This is a genomic window from Actinomadura pelletieri DSM 43383 (genome assembly GCF_003634705.1).
GTDB lineage: Bacteria > Actinomycetota > Actinomycetes > Streptosporangiales > Streptosporangiaceae > Spirillospora > Spirillospora pelletieri.
The window spans coordinates 102,080-119,411 of record NZ_RBWU01000001.1 but is presented as its reverse complement, the minus strand read 5'-3'; the positions used below and the strand labels follow the sequence as shown (position 1 = coordinate 119,411).

Here is a 17,332-nt window from a genome sequence, read left to right as displayed (position 1 = left end):
CGGTATCACCGCCAGGCGACGGAGTCGGGATGGCAGACGGGCAGCAGAGCCACCGCCTGCCCCTCCTCGGTCGACCAGCTCTCCGGGACCTGCGTCCGGCTGAGACCCGTCGAGTCGTACCGGTAGGTGTCCCATTTCGTCCGGTCCCGGCGAGGGCCGACGGCCGTCGGCAGCCTCAGCGGTGTTCCTCCCGATACTCCAGCCCCGTCGGGGACGATCGCCGAACGCAATGCCCCCGGCCCGGGGTCGAGCGTCACCCGGCGGAGCGAGACCCCGACGAGGTCCTGGCTGCGTCCCAGACGCAACGGCCACACCGGACGCCGAAGCCGCCGCCACCAACCATCGACGTCCTCCAGCAACCACACCTTCAGGACGACCGCGGCCAGGAACTCACGATGCCGCGGGGTGGGAGACGCCTTCTTACCCGAGGCGTCCAGCGGATGGTAGGTCTCGTAGTCGACGTTCTTCCCCCCTGACCGGAACGTCATCGCGAACCGCAACCCCCGGTCGACGGCGTCCCACCCTCCGGCGGCCCCCGCCAGCAGACCGCCGACGGTCGCCGGTGACGGGCACGGCAGGGTGACCTGTACGCCCGCGTACAGCGGGTTGCGGAAGGAGACGACGGGCGCGGTGAACGTCGCCTCCAGCGCAACGGACCGCGTCGTGGTCACGCCGGGTCCTCGAACCAGCCGTCGTGGACGCCCTGCCGTACCTCCCGCGCAAGCTTGGTCAGCATGACGCGCGGGTGCTCAACTGTCACCGTGCCGTCATCGATCAGGTCCTTCAGCTCCCGCATCGCCTTGTCGCGCTGATCCCCAAGGAACCCCGGCGCCCACCCCAGCCTGACCGGTCCATCCAGCTCGTCGGCCCAGGCGTTGATCTCCTCACGCAGGACGTCGGAGTCGAAGACGGGCTTGCCGTCACGGGCGCCCACCACACGGGTGAAGGGGTTGATGCCTCCCTTCACCGGCGCCAGCAACACCAGCGCGGGCGTCCGGTCGCCGTAGTGCAAGGCCTGCTTGGCACCGCCCCGCAGCTTCGCCAACGTCTCCAACAGCACCGCGATCCGGCGACGGCGCTCCTCCTGCGGCAGGCGCAGCGCGTCGGTGCCACGCAGAACCGTCCGCTCGGAACCCTCGGCCTCGGCCTCCTGCGCGGCTACCGGACTCAGCGCCACGCGAAGGCCGCTGCCGTCGGTCTCGAACACGCCCACCCGCGGGACGTCCAGCAGCACGTCGGCTGCCAGGGCCGCGCTGTACAACTCGTGCTGGTGGATGACGGGATGCTCCCCGGCCGGGAAGTTCCGGCTCATCGTCCCGAAATCCTCGGTCGGCCGTTGCGGGGTGAGTGACACGAACGTGCCGGTGGCCAGCACGGTGTCGCGCTGATAGTTCTGCTTGCTCACCGCGACCATGTAGCCGAACAGGTCGTCGTCCAGGTAGCGGTCCGGACGGCCCTCGGTGTACGCCTGCTGCTTCTTGCCCGACCCCGAGCGGGTCACTCCTGAGCGGGGCTCGTCCGACGGAAGACAGTCACGCAGCCACCGGCGCACCGCCTGCGCCGACACGTACGGGTAGACGTCCCGCCCAACCCGCAGCGCCTTGGCCTTGCCGATGTTGTCCTCACCCTCACCGTTGTTGGGCGCACCGGCGACGATGTCCAGGACGATTTTTCCGGCCAGGTAGCTCACTGCTCTTCCTCCTTGTTGACGAACTCGGCGTCGGTGGCGTTGTCGATCTCTTCCAGGTCCTCCTCGACCTTCTTCGAACGCCAGCCGAGCTCGGAGAGCCGCTCCAGCACGCCGAACAGGAAGACGTCGCGGTGGAACCAGGCGGGGTTGTCCTGACCAGGGCCGAACAGCAGAACGAACGCGCGCTCGGTCACCAGAGGCCCCTCGGCACCCTCCGGCGGCTGTATCGCCCACGTCAGGCTCTCCCGCTTCAACCACGCCCGCATCTTGCGCGGATCCCGCATGGAGGCGCGCAACGTGTTCAACTTCCCGCCGGTCTCCTGCGTGCTCAGCAGACCCGCCACCTTGTGCGCGGCCGTCCTGATCTCGGCGAGATCCTTCTCGTTCATCTGCACCACCTCGGTGACGAAGGAATAGAGCAGGTCCGACACGGAGGCCGCCTGCTCACGGTCATGGTCGGGACGCGGGACGACCCGTCCCAGATAGCGGACCGCCGTGTTGAACAGCCGCGCAGGCTCGCCGAAGACATTGCGGGCCAGCAACACAACCCCGGGCGAATAGGCCGTGACGTGGGCCTTCACCAAGAAGGCAAAACCCTTCTTGTTCGCCGGACGAAGAGTGCTGCGCAGCCACTCCGCCAAGGGCTGCTCCAACGAATGGATTTCCAGGGACTGGCCGCGATTATTGTTATTGAAGACCAGCAGTTCAACCCCGGCGGTGAGCCGCTCGCCGTAAACGCGCAGCGCCCGCAACGCCACCACCTCACGGACCGCCGCGTACCCCTCGGTGACCTTGCCGGTCTCAGCGATGATCAGGTTGCGGTCCACCTGACGCTGGACGGTCCTGCGCATGAACCGCGCATCCCAACTGTGCAGCGCGTACGAGGCGCCGCCCGTCAGATGGCTCCCGTAAGGCAGCGCGTGGAAACACACCAGACACGGCCTGCACAATGCCATCCCCTCATGCCCGCGCGGCGTGCTGTTCCGGTAAGCGTCACTCTCGGCCAGGGGAACGTCCAGCTTGCCGAAGAACCCAGTGGCCGGACGCCCGCACAACACACAATCGACACCCTGAAGAGGGCCCCTCCCGGACGGATCTCGCCAGTTCTCGATCGCCGCCTTGATGACGTCCGCGGACTTCTTCCCATTACTGGGATGATTCATCGGCGAATTCGGATTGAAGGAATAACTGGCCTTTAACCAGAACCCTTCGGCGATCTTGCTGTCCCGCACCAGAGCCGCCCGGACCGCGTCCCGTGTCATCCTTTTCACGGCCTGCTCGAAGTCCTCGGCCGACAGCCTCTCCGGGCCAAGGTCACCGGCCACCGCGGCCACCGCGTACGCACCGACCCGCTGCAACGGATGCGCCGTTAACACAAGCCGCGCCTGCTCCGAGCTCATGCGCACACCCACCCGAAGCCGGTGCTGTTCGCCTGCCCCAACCCCCAGACCCACAAGGCCCGCAGAACCTCCGGATCGGCGCTGACCTCCACCTCCACGCACGCACCCGGCTTACTCCCGCCCGCCCCGGCACTGCCCGCGACGACGAACGACCGCTTGGGCCCGACCCAGGTCACCCTTTCCAGGACGACTCCGGAATCCAGTCCCAGGGTCTCGGCCTTGCGTCGCAGATTGCGCTCGAAAGCCAGATCCCACCCAGGCTCCCCCGGCAGCAACCAGTCCTGCCGCGTCTCGCGCACCCCCGAGGGCCCAACACCTGACCCCTTCAGAACCACCGGCGTCCCCGTACGAAAAACGGCCCGGCCCGAAGAGAACGACGGAGCCTCCACCACATGAACCGCATCAACGAAAAACGCCGTAGCCCCCCAAGCCAGCACCGGCATCCCCGCGAGCGCCGCCCCGAACGCCTCCACCAACTCCAGCACCGGGCTACCCAACTCCCACATCCCGGGCCCACCCAGCGCATAGACCCCACGCCGCCGCGGCGCCCCGGGAAACACCGGGGCCGAGTAGCCGAACGGCACCATGCCGTACGGCTTCCACCCCTGAGCATGAACCTCCACCCCAAGCTCAGGAACCACCCGATCCATCAGCGAATACACCAACGCTCGCCCAGGACGAATAACCGACCCCCAGGCCAGCTCCCGCGCCTCGGTGTGGATGTCCAACCGCAGCCGTAACATGCCCCTCCCCGTCCACTCGACAGCAATGTCGGCACCCTCTGGAACAGTGACCACCAACCACTCCTGCGTGACGACGCCCACGCTAACGCCCCACTCCCGACATGTCCGAGAAACAGGAAAACTAGTCTCGATCTTGATCGGCAACCCCGACAAAGGTCCCAGAGGAGCCGTTACCATGACGCACAGTCATTCCCTGAGCCCACCCGGGGTCGCAACAGACTGGTTCTCCTGTCAAACAGACCCGAGACCCCCAACACTCATCGTCCCTCTGAGGGGCCGCCAGCAACCAGTGGCACGAACACCACCCAAACCCGCCAGACCGAACGCCACTGTTACCTTCTAACCTCGCTCCTTGACACCTCAACAGCCTCGAACTTCAGCGACACACCGGCCTCACCCGCACTACCGAAGGCCCGCTGAAAACCACCCCCAAAACCCACCCGCCCCACCCCCCATGACCAGCACCTTTACCTTGGGGTCCTCATCGCCCCTACGAGGGATCGCAACTCCTTCAGCATCAGCCCTTCCAGTTCCATGGTGGCGGGTCCTCATCGCCCCTACGAGGGATCGCAACGGTTTGACGATCCTCGCCGCCGGACCGAAGACCGGTAGTCCTCATCGCCCCTACGAGGGATCGCAACAGCGCCTTCGCGGCCCCTTTGGATCCGGCGGCCGTGGAGTCCTCATCGCCCCTACGAGGGATCGCAACTACAGCGGCTCCCGGCCCACCCGCCGGACGGCCGCCGTCCTCATCGCCCCTACGAGGGATCGCAACAACGTCGCACCGTCCAACCCACGGCCACGAGTCTCCCGGTCCTCATCGCCCCTACGAGGGATCGCAACTGCTGCCGAACGGCGTACGGCGTGTCAAAAGAGACGGCGGTCCTCATCGCCCCTACGAGGGATCGCAACCTGTTCGACATCGCCGAGGGACTCACCGAAAAGGCGTTCCGTCCCCGTCAGCGGCCGACCCGTCACGGAACCAGCACTGGGTGCGGGTGGCGTGGTCGAAGTCGGCGGCGCGGGTTCACTACACCGGCTGGCAAGTCCGGCACAAACAACGCGAAGACGAGGTCCTGCTCCACGTCGACGATGTCGCGCTCGGCCACACCACCAAGCTGCGTTGGAACGACCGTGAGCAGTGGGTCTGTCCGAGCGATAAGTCCACGAACCGCTGGTGTCGGTCGAGGAATTCGAATGTGCCCAGGCCATTCTGGCCTCACGTGGGCGCGGCGCTGCGGTCCACATGGCGCACCGCACCCGGCGCCCCCACGCGCCCCGAGGGGTGTCTGCTCTGCGGGTATTGCAACGCCGGATGAGGGCAATTGGAACAACGATCAGGCCTACTATCGGTGCCGGTTCCCGGCCGAGTACGCCCTCGCCAACAAGATCGTCTACCCCAATACCGTCTACCTGCGCGTGGCCAAGATCATCATGGGCATCGACACCTGGCTGGTGACGGCGTTCTCACCGTCCCGTATTCAGGCCACGGTCGAGGCGATGACCGGTCCGGTGAACGGTGTGGAGAACTCGGCCGCTGACCGGCTCTGCAAGCAACTTGCCGTGTGAGCGGCGCCTCAATCAGTATTGCGCGCGCTCAACGCGGGTGCCGACCCTGTCCAGGTTGCGATGTGGATCAATGATGCCGAGCTGGAACGTGCTCGATTGGAAGGCGAGGTGAGCGCCGTTCCGCCCGACCAGGCGATCAGTAGTGACGGGCTCGTGGAGCTGCTGTACCGGACCGGTGAACTTGCTCGGGCGGGGTGGACGCGCATCCCGATGACAAGGCGGATCTGTACAGGAGCTCGGGGTGAGGATGACGTACTACCCGCAGAAACAACTTGTGGAAGCCAGGGCGGTCCCGACCTCCACATGTGCTAATGGTTTGTGTCCGAGGGGCGACTACAGCCATTTTCATATGCCGGCCACCCAATCGGCGACGTCTACCGCATCAATATCCGATAACTACCGCATGCCCGTCGTAGCAAGCGTTTGTGCCCGTACACGACGTCCCGTGTACGGGCTCAACGCTATCGAATGCTGCTGGCCTAAGTAATCGCTACGGGTTAGGTCTCTCCGCGCCGCTTCGAGCCAAGTATGGAAACCTATTCCTGCGCGTGTGGGGCCGACACAACGAACACGCCATCCCGATCGCAAGCCGCGAACCATTCCCGTGGGTACGGGCCGCAGCGTTTACGCGCGAGACGATCTCTGCCAGATAGGAACCATCCCGGCTTGCGCGGGGCCGACCCCGCGATCGTGCTCGGGAACCGCTCCTACACGGAACCATCCCCGCGTGGGCGGGGCCGACGTCCCCCCACGGCACGGGCTCGGGGAAGGACCAGAACCATCCCCGCGCGGGGATGGTCCGGTCAGCGGGAAGCTCACGTTCGTCGCCATCGAGTCGGCCCCGCGCACGCGGGGATGGCGTATGGCAAGAGGCGGACAGGCGCTCGATGTCGTCGGCCCCGCGCAGGCGGGATAGTCCGTCCGATACGCGGTGCGTCGGCGAACAGCGCGGTTGCTGCCGAGGTGTGGAGTGCCCTCGATTCTCAGCTGAACCAAAAGAGCGTGTCTCATGTGGATTGTGGGTGTTCTTTTGGATACTGCGGGACTGTGTCGTCGGATCTTGCGCTGCGTCTGGTGCCGGATGAGTTGTGGGAGTTCGCCGAGCCGCTGGTCCCGAAATTCACGCCACGTCGTCAGGGTGGCGGGACGGCGGGGGTGGACGATCAGGCTGTGTTCACTGCGATCGTGTACGTGTTGACCAGTGGGTGTGCGTGGCGGCATCTGCCGGGTGAGTTCGGGGTGAGCGCGCCGACCGCGCATCGCCGGTTCACCGCCTGGACCCGAGCCGGGTTGTGGCCACGGTTGCATCGCGTGGTGCTGGACGAGCTCGGGGCGCGTGGGCAGGTGGACTGGGCGTCGGCGATCGTGGACGCCGCCGCGGTCCGCGTGAAAAGGGGGGATCGCTGACCGGTCCCAATCCGGTCGACCGGGGCGGGACGGGCAGCAAACTCCATGAGCGGTCCGATGCCGTCGGGCTGCCGCTGGTGGTCGGCGTCTCGGCCGCCAACGTGCACGACAGCCGGGGCTCAAGCCGCTACTGATGGCGTTACCGGCGATCCGGTCCCGGCGCGGGCCACGCCGCCGCAGGCAGGTCAAGGTCCGCGCGGACAAGGTGTACCACTCGGCCGGGCATCTGTTCTGGCTGCGCGAGCGCGGGATCGTGCCGCGTATCGCCCTGCCCGGCGTCGAGTCCGGCGAGCGCCTGGGCCGGCATCGCTGGGTGATCGAACAGGCCCTGGCCTGGCTGCTGGGCTACCGGCGACTGACCGTCCGCTACGAACGCCACGGCTGCCTGTTCACTGCGTTCCTGGCAGCCGCCATCACCTGTTACAAGAAACTCGCCAAACTACACGCTCTTAAGTAAAAGAAAGGCGGCAAGGGTAAATATCTTAATGGGGACTGGCTGTTCCTTGATCGGTACATGCTGTCCGGCCAGTCCAACGTCTTCCATCAGGAACTGACACTCGTGCCGACAGATACCGTCAACCCGCTCACCGGGCATATCCGTTTCGACGCGGATGCCTGTTGCGTGGATGGCCCTTGCGCCGGCAACACGACGTGGGACGGTGCTCTGGTGTGGGGCCGGGATGATAAGCACGTCGCCGTGGGGAACACCACTCACACTTGGACGGGCGGAAACCAAGCAGGCGCCAAGAACGTGCTCCACCTATCTCCGAAGATTACCGCCTACGCGACGCTTCCACCTTTGGTTAACGAACAGATGCCCTCTCGTGGCTGGACGGCTTTGGATGCTGAGATACGCTACGACGGCATCGTCGGGGCTCAGCCAGGCTGCGTGTTCACCAAGTATCGTCCAACCTGGACTTTCAATAGCAAGAAGGTTTCCGCTGCCGCAGCTCACGCCTGGCTAATCAGATCGACCTTGCCCAACCACCCTGGAAGCAAACAACACAACGCGCCGATGTACTACCTTGCACCTAGGGATAGGGCGGACAATCCCGGCCGTACCCCAGATGACAACCGCGATGTGATTTGTCTGAGCGGCTGGGCCAAGAAAAATGCTCACCCCGAGACCGCGTCTCTGCCAGAGATCAACAGCAAAGATGTGCCCAGCTGTGATGAATTCGCCTTCGCCGCCTCCTACAACTCCAGCGGTATGCCAGCTGCCTATGGTGGCCTGAACTCAGTTTCCTCCGGCGACCAGTGTCTGAAGACCTACGCCACCCGCAAGGTCCGGGGCGAGTGGCACCTATACAACGACGAGCGGAAGCAGGCACCGACTTTCAGAGAGCTTTGCGGGCGTTCGGCGATGTCCAACTGGATAAAGGGCACGTCCATGGGAGGGGCCTTCTCCAGCGGCTTCAGTGGGAAGTACCGGCTGCTGAACCGGGACCCGTACTGGGTGTCCACCCCGGGCTTTGAGCACTGCAACGCCAGTACGCGGCCTGTGCGCTGCACGATGTCGATGTCCTCCTGATCGAGCACCATCCCGCGTGCGGTCCGGGGGCGCACCCCGGACCACACGCTTACCGGGGCCCGTCTAGCATCACCACATCGTGGACGAGGTGCTGGTTTCGCGGGTTCACCCACGTCAGCCCACCCTGGTACAACGCTGGCCGAGTCTCCGCTTCCTCGGTGCCGTCCGGACGTGACATCATTCGTCCCAGTTCGAGCGCCGCGGCGATCTCGGTTAGCCAGTCCGGCAAGGGCCATCCACCAACCCCCCGTGGGTAGGGGTCGTCCTCCTCATCGACCCCCCAACTGCCAAGGTTTCCGTAGGAAGGCTTCCCTTTGCGGGCATCGACGTACCAGCCGTACCAGGTGTCTCCGGGCCTCCGCGCGCACGGAAGAATGCCCGTCTCCCGCTCGCCGTACTTGATCCGCATAAGGTACTCGTTGGCCATTTCCTCTAGCGGGAGCATCGTCCAGCCTCTTGGAAGGATTCCAGCGATCCGCATCGCGTCAGACGGTGCCCGGTTTTCGTCCACCCCGTCATGGATGCGGTACCAGGCCGCCAGCGTGGCGGGGAGTTTCACGCCCATGGCTGTCTCCGTGGCGGCGATGTCGGCATCACTGGCAGGTGGACGCAACAATGCCGCCGAAGCCTGCGCGTGCGCCTGCAGCCAGGTCTCGATCCGCTCCCACGCGGCGACCAGCCGTGCTACATCCTCAGCGTCAGCACTCATAGGGCGACAGCTTACGGAGGGTGCGGTTTCTTTGTCTTCACCGTTGCCTTCGGCGCCCCTACGGCGCCGCTGCACCCGGCGAACTTCATGGCACCTGCACAGAAAATCACCTTTTTGCTTGGCGGTCGGGTGAATCCAACAGGGCCGCCAAGAAAGGTTTTGTAGCTTTAGTATCGAACTTTCGCCCCGGTGTGTGGTTCGACGATCATGGTGCCCGTGTCTGGTGAGTAGGCGATACCGCGGTGTTCGGGCCCGGATTCACCCATGTGGAAGAAAACCAGGTCGCCGGGCTGTTCGGCGCCGGAGTGAATGCGCCTACCGTGCCGGTACTGGGTTTATGAGGTGCGGGGGATGGAGATTCCGGCGGCGCGATAGGCCATAAGGGCGCTGAGCTACATATCGACCAGCGCGCGCGACGAGCAGTTCTGCTCGGCTGCGGTCGCGCCGGGTGCCGAGCTCCTCGGCTGTCAGCCGGCGCCCGGTCACGCTCACTGCGGCCAGCATCTCGACGTATCCGTCGAGGAAAGCCGCCCAGTCGCCGTCGGCGTCGCCGGCGGCGACTTCTGCGATGACGGCGGGGTCCAGTTCCCAAGGCTCGTACTCGGTCGTCACGGCCGATCCGCGGCGCTGCCATCATTGCCGGGCCCTAGCACTCACCACCCGGCGTAACCAGGTGGTGGGCGCCATGTCGCACCGAACGCGGTGTGAGCGGCACTGTGGCGCAACGCGCCGTAATCCTCTGACTTCATTCCGATGGTCTCCGTCATGTAAGCCAGGCCGTGGAACGTTCCTTGTCAAAAGAAATACCTGTGTGATGCGATCTTCGATCCTGGCGGCAAAGATTGCAGGGTGTGCCTGTTAAGTTAATTCATGCATAGAAAGGTGAAAACGTGGCGATTGACACTTCTGGAGGTGGTGGCTAGTCTCCACTCGGATCCTGGCGCTGTGGCCACTTCCGGGATTCTGGGAACCAAATTGTCGGGCATCTTCATCCCTGGCCGCTGAAGGAAGTGGCCAATCCACTAAAGAGGAACGCCATGCGCAAAGGAATTGCAGCTTCGGCTGCGATAGCGGTCGCAGCCGCTCTGACCGCAGCGTCCGTCACCCCTGTCGGCGCGTCCACTCCGCTGCTCGCCCGCGGCCCTGATGGGGTCACGGTCGAGATCGCCACCGTCAACGGCTCCGGGTGCCCGATCGGCACCGCCGCGGTCGCCATCTCGCAGGACAAGGAAGCCTTCACCGTCACCTACAGCGACTACCTGGCGCAGACGGGCGGCTCGTCGAAGCCCACCGACGCCCGCAAGAACTGTCAGATCGCCATGAAGGTGCACGTGCCGCAGGGCTTCACCTACGCCATCGCGCAGACGGACTACCGCGGATACGCCAATCTCGTGAAGGGCGCCAAGGCCACTCAGAAGGCCAGCTACTACTTCCAGGGCAGCTCCCAGACCGGTGCGATCACACACTCGATCAAGAGCCCGCACGACGACAACTGGCAATTCACGGACAAGATCGAGGTCTCCCAGCTCGTCTGGAAGGAGTGCGGCGAACAGCGCAACTTCAACATCAACACCGAACTGCGCGTTGAGAAGGGCACATCGGACGCGTCGAAGGTCAGCTTCGTCGCCATGGACTCCACAGACGGCAGCATTAAGACGACCTACCACTTCGCGTGGAAGCGCTGCCCCTAACCCCACCCTTACCACGAAGGAGAACGATCCATGCGCAAAGGAGTGTTCGCTGCGGCGGCCTGCCTCTCCGGCCTGGCCCTGACCGCGGGCGTGGCCCCGACGGCATCGGCCGCGGCCGACCCGCCGCCCCCGGGCAAGATCACCATGAAGGTTCTCACGGTCAACGGCTCCGGCTGCCGCGCCGGAACCGCCGCCGTGGCCCCGTCGAGCGACAACACCGCCTTCACCGTCACCTACAGCGACTACACGGCCCAGGCCGGCGGGAAGTCGAACCCGACCGACATGCGCAAGAACTGCCAGCTCAGCCTGTCCGTCCAGATTCCGCAGGGCTTCACCTACGCGATCGCCAGCGCTGACTACCGCGGCTACGCGAACCTGGCGAAGGGCGACACCGGGGTGGAGCGCGCGAGCTACTACCACCAGGGCATGGCCCAGACGACGCCCGTCAGCCACACCATCAAGGGCAAGTTCTCCAACAACTGGCAGTTCACCGACCGCACCCCGGTCGCCGAACTCGTCTACAAGCCCTGCGGTGAGAACCGGAACTTCAACATCAACACCGAGCTGCGCGTGGAGAAGGGAACCTCGGACCCCGACGCGACGAGCTTTATCTCCTTCGACTCCGCCGACGGCAGCGTGCGGACCCTCTACCAGTTCGCCTGGAAGAAGTGCTGAGTCCTCTGACCCAGAATGGCCGGGCCGTGCCCCATGTCCTACATGGGGCACGGCCCGGTTCCCCGTTCAGGCAAGATGCTTCCCGCCTCGGGGGTGCCTCCGCCATCCGTCACATAATTCGCCTGTGTCCAGGTCGCTACAGGAAAGGTGATCGGCGGCCAGTTCGGACGCAGTGAGCGCTGGGGACGGTTGGTCAAGCAGGCTGGCCGCTCCGGGAGACTCGACGGTGTCGCCTCATAAGGGCCGCCGCCTCGCCGTCGGCCATCGCTCGCTACGTCGACGGGAGACCCGGACGCGGGCTGACGTCGACCAGATTATTCACGCGATCATCGCGCACCGAATCGCAACAATCGGACTCGAAGTAGGGCATCTTCCCGTGCGAGAACTGCGCATGGGCCAGTTCGGGGAATCGCGGCAGCTCGGCAATGACGATTCGAACCAGGTCGGTCATCTGGGCGCGGCTCAACAGCTCGGCGTAGCGGCGACCGATGGTGCTGAGCCCGTCAACGATGTTGCCTGCTGGCGACGGATCCTCTTCGTCAGTTGTTGACCAGGACTCGTGACGGGCCGCTGACGAAGGGCCGGCAGCCAGTGTCACATTGTGCTTAGCGCGATTGACATGACGATCACCGCGCAGGTAAGCCCGCCGAGGAGAACGACGCCGGACGCCGTAAGAGCGAGACGCGGCCGTAGGAGGCGGCGCGCTACCAGATAGGCCACCGCGCAGGCCAGAAACGCGGCCACCGCAAGGTAGAGGACGAACAGGGACGCCAAACCCACGAGAACGGCACTAATCAGCGCGGCAGCCACCCTGCCCCCGCCCCGGAGGTCACGGCCGACGAGTGCGTAGGTGGCGACTCCGGCGAATGTGGCGCAGCCGGCCAGCATCACAATGATGATCAGATCATTTGCGTTCATGCGGTCCTCGTCTCGATCCGGCGGCGCGTTGCTTTCATCTATGACTCGAAGCCGGGCCGAAGAGTTCGATCATCCAGGAACTGACCCATCCGTTGAGGAAACGAAACAGCTCCGCGATGACGGACCGGGGTTCTCCTCGGCGAGCCAGTGCCCTGCGCGCGGCACGTCCACCGTGCGCAGATCTTGGCCATCCGCGGGGCCACTGCGGCCCGGATCGCGTCCAGCTGCTCCTGGGCGGTCATGAGCAGGGCGGGGCACCCACCGGTGCCGCTGCCGTGGTGTCGCGGACTTTTTTTGAGGGCGCGGTAAAGCTCGAAGCCGCCCGGCTGGACTTCTGGCCGGCCGCAGGTCGGTGCGTACTCGTTGATCTCGGCGTCGGTGAACGAGGACCATCCGGGCCGACCGGCTACCTGCCGCGCTGGTCCTGGCCGACTTCGCGTTTCTCCCGCTGATGACTCTCGTCGATACCTGGCGCGAACTCGGCAGGTTCGCCGCCGCCTCCGCCCGCCTCACCACGATCCTCAACGCCGAACCCGACCTCATCTACACCGCCGACCGCGCCCCCACTGCCCCGATCACCCCGGAGATCACCTTCGACGCGGTGGCCTTCCGGTACCGCTCCGGCCTCCCCGACGCCCTTCACGACATCACCTTCACCGTCCCGCAGGACGCACCATCGCCCTGGCCGGACACTCCGGCGCAGGCAAGAGCACCTGCGCCGCCCTAGCCCACCGCTGGTGGGACACCATCCAAGGCGCCATCCGCATCGGCGGCCACGTCATCCGCGACCTACCCGAAGCCACCCCGCGCGCCCTCATCGGATCCGTCCCGCAGGACACCTACCTCTTCGCCCTCACCGTCCGCGACAACATCCGCCTGGCCCGCCCCGACGCCACCGACACGGACGTCGAACACGCCGCCCGCGCCGCTTGCGCCCCCACCTTCATCACCCGAGACCTTCCCGACGGTACGACACTCTCCTCGGCGAACCCGGCGCCCGCCTCTCCGGAGGACAGCGCCAACGCATCGCCATCGCCCGTGCCGTCCTCGCCGACCCCGCCATCCTCATCCTCGACGAAGCCGTCTCGGACCTCGATGCCGAAAGCGAAGCCGACGTCCAAGAGGCAATGCGCACCGCCCGCCAAGGCAGAACCACCCTCATCGTCGCGCACCGCCCTCAACCCTCCGCACCGCCGACGAGGTCGTCGTCCTCGAAAACGGCCGCTTCATCGACCGGCCCCCCACCACGACCTACTCCACCACTCCGGGGTCTACCAACGCCTCCTCGACCAACGAACCTGAACGGCACGCCATCGCCTTCGAGACCACAGCGTCGGTGTGGCTGCCTGCGCGGGAGGCGCGAGGATGGGGCAGCTGGGGGATACCGACCGGTGCCGGGCAGCGATCCAGCGAGCAGAAGAAGCACGCGAGCGCGTTGACGGCGGCGAGCTGGACGAGTTTGGCGGCATCATGACCTTCCCAGCTCCCCGGAAGAGGTACTACGCCGCTGATGCGACGATCTGGCTGGCCGGCGAGGAGGAGGAGGCGGCACAGCGGGCAGAGGGGGTCATCGAGGCTTACAAGACGGCGGCCAACGCCGACCGGTCATTCAGTGACGAGGCGGGAGCGCGCGCTGACCTGGCTCTGGCACGCTCTTCCCAACATGATGTGGAGGGTCCTGCGGAGGCGCCGGCGGAAGTGTTGGACCTCCCGGTAGATCAAAGAATCGAGGGGATCGCCGCCAGCGTGAAACGGGTGCAGCTCCCGCCCTGCAGTCGGCCGCCGCCAAAGCCAAGCCCATCACCGCCGCACAGAACGCCGAGATCAACACCAGGCTCGCCGAAGCCCGCACACCTGCGCACTGATCGAGGCGCTCAAGAACCCCGTCCGCGACTTCGACGCGGTCGTAATGGGTGAGCCGCACCGGGCCTTCTACGGCAACCAGTACTCGCTGACGTTCCCGCTGTTCGAGCACTTCCGGGTGCCGCTGTGGGTGCCCGAGGTCGGCGGTGCGTCGACCCGGCCAACGAAGCCCACGACATGATCATGGGGGTCTTCGGTGGCCTGTCCAAAGGTGAACGGAACCGGATCAAGATCCGGGTCCGCTCGGCCATGGCAGCGATCACCGCGACCGAGGGACGCTACCTGGACGGTCGCCCTCCCTATGGGTATGAGTTGGTCGATGCCGGGCCGCATCCCAATGCGGCCAAGGCGGCGGACGGCAAACGGCTGCGCCGTCTGGTGGCGCACCCGGCCTACTCGCTGGTGGTGAAGTGGATCCTCGCCCAGTTCATCGGCGGGCGCGGCATCTTCGACATCGCCGAGGAACTCACCCGCGAAGGCGTCCCGTCCCCGTCGGCGGCGACCCCGACCGCAACCAGCACCGGGTGCAGGTGGCCTGGTCGAAATCGGCGGTGCGGGTCATCGTCACCAACCCCCGCTATACCGGCCGCCAGGTTTGGAACAAGCAACGCAAGGACGAGGTCCTGCTGGACGTCGACGACATGGCGCTGGGCCACACGACCAAGCTGCGCTGGAACGACCGCGACCAGTGGGTGTGGTCCGAGCGGCAAGCCCACGAACCGCTGGTGTCGGTGGAGGACTTTGAGCGTGCCCAGACCGTCCTCGCCTCACGCGGCCACGGCCCCGCTGTCCACAAGCCGCACCGGACCCGCCGCCCCTACGCGTTCCGGGGATGCCTGCACTGCGGATACTGCGAACGCAAGATGCAGGGCAACTGGAACAACGACCAGGCCTACTACCGGTGCCGGTTCCCGGCCGAGTACGCCCTCGCCAACAAGATCGTCCACCCCAAGACCGTCTATCTGCGCGAAGCCGAAATCATCGGAGACATCGACACTGGCTCCTCACCGCGTTCTCACCGACCCGGATCAAGGCCACGATCGAGGCGATGACCGCGCAGGCCAGCGGTACATAGAACACGGCCGTGACCCAGCTGCGCAAGCAACTCGCCACCTGCGAGCAGCGCCTCAGCCAGTATCGCGCCGCGCTCAACGCGGGCGCCGACCCCGTACAGGTCGCGAAATGGATCAACGAAACCGAACAGGAACGCGCCCGGTTGGAAGGTGAGGTGAGCGCCGTCCCGGTAGACCGGGTGATCAGCAGAGACGGGCTCGCGGAGCTGCTGCAACACACCGGCGAACTCGCTCGTGCGGTTGTGGACGCGCGCCCCGGACGACAAGGTCGAGCTCTACAGGAAACTCGGGCTGAGGATGATGTACTACCCGCAGAAACAACTCGTGGAAGCCAGGGTGGTCCCGACTTCCACATGTGCTAATGGTTGGTGTCCGAGGTCGGACACACACCAAATCCCCATGTATCACCCTACCCCTGGGCGAGGTGCCACTAAACACCGCAGCCCTGGTCGACGAGGCAGAGGACTGATCGCCGTGGCCAGGGCAGAGCTTTCTCTCGCAGACCGGGTGATCCGGTGGGCCTCCACGGCCAGCGTTCTCGTGCTGGCCGGCATCGCCGCAGTGATCAGCTACAAGCACATGTACCACCTGGTGCTGCGCTACGGCGAAACGTCATGGACGGCGGCGCTGCTGCCGGTGAGTGTGGACGGGATGATCGCGGTGGCCTCGATGTCGCTGCTGGTCGACTCTCGCCAGGGCCGCCGCAGCGGCATGTTGCCGTGGACGTTGCTGGTGCTGGGCAGTGCTGCGAGCTTGGCGGCCAATGTCGCTGTCGCCGAACCATCGGTAGTTGGCCGGCTCATCGCCGCATGGCCGAGTTGCGCGCTGATCGGCGCTTATGAGCTGCTGATGAGGCAGATCAGGCATACCGCCGCGGAGAAACTCGTCGCGCACGATAACACCGACCCAGGACTCACATCAGAGACAGCACATAGGACATCCGAGACCGTTCATAGGACCGCTGCGGCAAGCGATAGCTCTTCCCAGAACTCAGATCAGGTTCCCCGCCTGGCCCCGGCACCCTCAGAGGGGTCTGTGAGGAAGTCGGCCGCCCGTCCCAGGCTCCCAGAGAAATCTCATAGAGGCCGCTCGATCGACCTCAAGCGTTCCTGGGAACTATCCCATGGTCGTGATGCAGGTGACAGGACGTCGGCACGGCGCTCATCTCGTGCAGAAGGCACAGGCGATGTGGACATCCAGCAGCGCGCGTGGCGGTGGGCGGTGGCGAAGCGCACGCCGGACGGCGATCTGCCGCCCGGGAAGCTGATCGGCGGCCAGTTCGGACGCAGTGAGCGCTGGGGACGCTTGGTCAAACAGGCTGGCCGCGCTGGGCGACTTGACGTGGCCGACGAGATCGCCGAGCTCACCCGGAGGAGCAGCTTGGCCTCGTTGCCCTCGGACGTCTCGAACACCAGCGCGAACCCGCCCGCATCGGTTACCCCGGTGCGTAGTAAGCGTGGGACAGCGCGTCCCACAGGTGTCCCATCCGTGAGCTAGTGATCGGCAGCAGCCCCCCCGCGGCCTGCGCGCCGTTGTCCGAGCCAGGGTCGAGCTCAGCCTGACCTGCGGTGATCCGCTGCCGCGCGACACATTCGGACATCCTGCGCCGTTCCCATGTGCTCGGTCTCCCACGACTCACACCGCGAGGAGGACACCCTCTGGGCTGCACGGGCACACCACGCCGTCTTCAACGCCCGCACATGCGGCGCGATGACACCCGAAGTCCCGGCGCTTTAATGCGCGCTCTTCTCCGCGGCCACGGTAAAGCCCCAGGTCAGTGCACCCTCAGCCGCCGACGTTGAAGAACGTGAGCCAAGTCAGCTAACCCCGCGCACACGCATCCTCGACGATTGCCCACGCAATCACGACGGCCACGACGGGCCAGCCCGCTCTGCCTCAACCCCGTTCACCTGGTGCACCTTGATCCTGGCCTCGGAGGACACCATCATCAACCACGCTCACTACGTCACCAACCGCTGAAGCACCAACGCCGGTCCCCGGGTATTGACAATGGCTCCCGCACATGACCCGATCAGGAGTAAGGTAACTCATAGTGCTGTTGT

General features: G+C 65.6%; 18 protein-coding genes, 2 pseudogenes and 1 CRISPR repeat array. Of the genes and pseudogenes, 12 read left to right on the top strand and 8 right to left on the bottom strand.

From position 1 onward, the window contains the following. Nucleotides 1-5 precede the first annotated feature (5 nt). Genes cas5 through BZB76_RS00530 form a run of 4 tightly spaced genes read right to left on the bottom strand, consistent with a single transcriptional unit; the run spans nt 6 to nt 3,914 of the window. On the bottom strand, nt 6-671 hold the full coding sequence (gene cas5 / locus BZB76_RS00545; protein WP_246006682.1) for a CRISPR-associated protein Cas5: 666 nt from the start codon (nt 669-671) through the stop codon (nt 6-8). Next, entirely contained in the window at nt 668-1,690 is a 1,023-nt protein-coding gene (gene cas7i, locus BZB76_RS00540; protein WP_121432317.1) for a type I-B CRISPR-associated protein Cas7/Cst2/DevR, read from the bottom strand. Before cas7i ends, cas5 begins: the two co-directional genes overlap by 4 nt. After that, a complete protein-coding gene (locus BZB76_RS00535) occupies nt 1,687-3,090 on the bottom strand; it encodes a hypothetical protein (RefSeq protein ID WP_147449255.1) in 1,404 nt (467 codons plus the stop codon). The genes cas7i and BZB76_RS00535 overlap by 4 nt, the downstream gene beginning before the upstream one ends. Continuing rightward, complete coding sequence (locus tag BZB76_RS00530) at nt 3,087-3,914, bottom strand: CRISPR-associated endoribonuclease Cas6 (protein WP_246006681.1); 828 nt, start codon at nt 3,912-3,914, stop codon at nt 3,087-3,089. Before BZB76_RS00530 ends, BZB76_RS00535 begins: the two co-directional genes overlap by 4 nt. A gap of 396 nt (nt 3,915-4,310) precedes the next feature. Continuing rightward, nucleotides 4,311-4,745: direct repeats of the CRISPR family, unit length 30 nt; unit sequence GTCCTCATCGCCCCTACGAGGGATCGCAAC. A 507-nt stretch (nt 4,746-5,252) separates the two neighbouring features. Here BZB76_RS00530 and BZB76_RS34475 point away from each other — a divergent pair. The 3 genes and pseudogenes from BZB76_RS34475 (at nt 5,253) to BZB76_RS34065 (ending at nt 8,340) form a co-directional block, all read left to right on the top strand. Beyond that, on the top strand, nt 5,253-5,402 hold the full coding sequence (locus BZB76_RS34475; RefSeq protein ID WP_170180453.1) for a hypothetical protein: 150 nt from the start codon (nt 5,253-5,255) through the stop codon (nt 5,400-5,402). 1,047 nt (nt 5,403-6,449) lie between these two features. Next, nucleotides 6,450-7,266 (top strand): annotated as a pseudogene (locus BZB76_RS00525) (IS5 family transposase). A gap of 57 nt (nt 7,267-7,323) precedes the next feature. Then, nucleotides 7,324-8,340 (top strand): hypothetical protein, encoded by a 1,017-nt coding sequence (locus BZB76_RS34065; RefSeq protein ID WP_147449254.1) that lies wholly within the window; start codon nt 7,324-7,326, stop codon nt 8,338-8,340. Between the two features lie 49 nt (nt 8,341-8,389). Here the strand turns inward: BZB76_RS34065 and BZB76_RS00515 are convergent, their stop codons facing one another. Together BZB76_RS00515 and BZB76_RS34060 are read right to left on the bottom strand one after the other, a co-directional pair. After that, nucleotides 8,390-9,049 (bottom strand): SMI1/KNR4 family protein, encoded by a 660-nt coding sequence (locus BZB76_RS00515; protein ID WP_121432314.1) that lies wholly within the window; start codon nt 9,047-9,049, stop codon nt 8,390-8,392. Between the two features lie 315 nt (nt 9,050-9,364). Next, on the bottom strand, nt 9,365-9,661 hold the full coding sequence (locus tag BZB76_RS34060) for a hypothetical protein (RefSeq protein ID WP_147449253.1): 297 nt from the start codon (nt 9,659-9,661) through the stop codon (nt 9,365-9,367). A gap of 425 nt (nt 9,662-10,086) precedes the next feature. On the opposite strand from BZB76_RS34060, the gene BZB76_RS00510 reads away from it, so the two are divergent. Beyond that, nucleotides 10,087-10,740 carry a DUF4360 domain-containing protein gene (locus tag BZB76_RS00510; protein ID WP_121432313.1) on the top strand — a complete coding sequence of 218 codons (654 nt, stop codon included), beginning with the start codon at nt 10,087-10,089 and terminating at the stop codon, nt 10,738-10,740. A 30-nt stretch (nt 10,741-10,770) separates the two neighbouring features. After that, nucleotides 10,771-11,415 (top strand): DUF4360 domain-containing protein, encoded by a 645-nt coding sequence (locus BZB76_RS00505; RefSeq protein WP_121432312.1) that lies wholly within the window; start codon nt 10,771-10,773, stop codon nt 11,413-11,415. A gap of 271 nt (nt 11,416-11,686) precedes the next feature. Here BZB76_RS00505 and BZB76_RS35625 read toward each other — a convergent pair whose 3' ends face one another. After that, complete coding sequence (locus BZB76_RS35625; protein WP_246006680.1) at nt 11,687-12,013, bottom strand: TetR/AcrR family transcriptional regulator C-terminal domain-containing protein; 327 nt, start codon at nt 12,011-12,013, stop codon at nt 11,687-11,689. Then, the gene (locus BZB76_RS00495) at nt 12,010-12,333 is read right to left on the bottom strand and encodes a hypothetical protein (protein ID WP_121432311.1); all 324 of its coding nucleotides are present in this window, start codon (nt 12,331-12,333) and stop codon (nt 12,010-12,012) included. Before BZB76_RS00495 ends, BZB76_RS35625 begins: the two co-directional genes overlap by 4 nt. A gap of 451 nt (nt 12,334-12,784) precedes the next feature. On the opposite strand from BZB76_RS00495, the gene BZB76_RS35620 reads away from it, so the two are divergent. The 7 genes and pseudogenes from BZB76_RS35620 to BZB76_RS35610 all read left to right on the top strand — a co-directional run bounded on the left by BZB76_RS35620 (nt 12,785) and on the right by BZB76_RS35610 (nt 16,766). Further along, nucleotides 12,785-13,060, top strand: coding sequence for a hypothetical protein (locus BZB76_RS35620; RefSeq protein WP_246006679.1), 276 nt, complete (start codon nt 12,785-12,787; stop codon nt 13,058-13,060). Continuing rightward, nucleotides 13,009-13,218 (top strand): annotated as a pseudogene (locus BZB76_RS36585) (ATP-binding cassette domain-containing protein); the annotation flags it as partial. The gene BZB76_RS35620 and the pseudogene BZB76_RS36585, both read left to right, overlap by 52 nt. 44 nt (nt 13,219-13,262) lie before the next feature. Next, on the top strand, nt 13,263-13,772 hold the full coding sequence (locus BZB76_RS36580) for an ATP-binding cassette domain-containing protein (protein WP_211342764.1): 510 nt from the start codon (nt 13,263-13,265) through the stop codon (nt 13,770-13,772). 470 nt (nt 13,773-14,242) lie between these two features. Next, complete coding sequence (locus tag BZB76_RS36255; protein WP_281273822.1) at nt 14,243-14,377, top strand: hypothetical protein; 135 nt, start codon at nt 14,243-14,245, stop codon at nt 14,375-14,377. A gap of 229 nt (nt 14,378-14,606) precedes the next feature. Further along, nucleotides 14,607-15,248: a recombinase family protein gene (locus BZB76_RS35085; RefSeq protein WP_281273821.1), complete on the top strand. Its 642-nt coding sequence runs from the start codon at nt 14,607-14,609 to the stop codon at nt 15,246-15,248. 32 nt (nt 15,249-15,280) lie between these two features. Continuing rightward, nucleotides 15,281-15,631, top strand: coding sequence for a hypothetical protein (locus tag BZB76_RS34055; RefSeq protein WP_147449252.1), 351 nt, complete (start codon nt 15,281-15,283; stop codon nt 15,629-15,631). A 112-nt stretch (nt 15,632-15,743) separates the two neighbouring features. Continuing rightward, nucleotides 15,744-16,766 carry a DUF2637 domain-containing protein gene (locus BZB76_RS35610; RefSeq protein WP_246006677.1) on the top strand — a complete coding sequence of 341 codons (1,023 nt, stop codon included), beginning with the start codon at nt 15,744-15,746 and terminating at the stop codon, nt 16,764-16,766. The last annotated feature ends 566 nt before the right edge of the window (nt 16,767-17,332 follow it).

Excerpts from the sequence above, each read along its gene's own strand:
- BZB76_RS00535 (WP_147449255.1), bottom strand. The coding sequence starts at position 3,090 with ATGAGCTCGGAGCAGGCGCGGCTTGTGTTAACGGCGCATCCGTTGCAG.
- BZB76_RS34065 (WP_147449254.1), top strand. The coding sequence starts at position 7,324 with ATGCTGTCCGGCCAGTCCAACGTCTTCCATCAGGAACTGACACTCGTG.
- BZB76_RS00515 (WP_121432314.1), bottom strand. The coding sequence starts at position 9,049 with ATGAGTGCTGACGCTGAGGATGTAGCACGGCTGGTCGCCGCGTGGGAG.
- BZB76_RS00510 (WP_121432313.1), top strand. The coding sequence starts at position 10,087 with ATGCGCAAAGGAATTGCAGCTTCGGCTGCGATAGCGGTCGCAGCCGCT.
- BZB76_RS00505 (WP_121432312.1), top strand. The coding sequence starts at position 10,771 with ATGCGCAAAGGAGTGTTCGCTGCGGCGGCCTGCCTCTCCGGCCTGGCC.
- BZB76_RS00495 (WP_121432311.1), bottom strand. The coding sequence starts at position 12,333 with ATGAACGCAAATGATCTGATCATCATTGTGATGCTGGCCGGCTGCGCC.
- BZB76_RS35620 (WP_246006679.1), top strand. The coding sequence starts at position 12,785 with ATGACTCTCGTCGATACCTGGCGCGAACTCGGCAGGTTCGCCGCCGCC.
- BZB76_RS36255 (WP_281273822.1), top strand. The coding sequence starts at position 14,243 with ATGGGTGAGCCGCACCGGGCCTTCTACGGCAACCAGTACTCGCTGACG.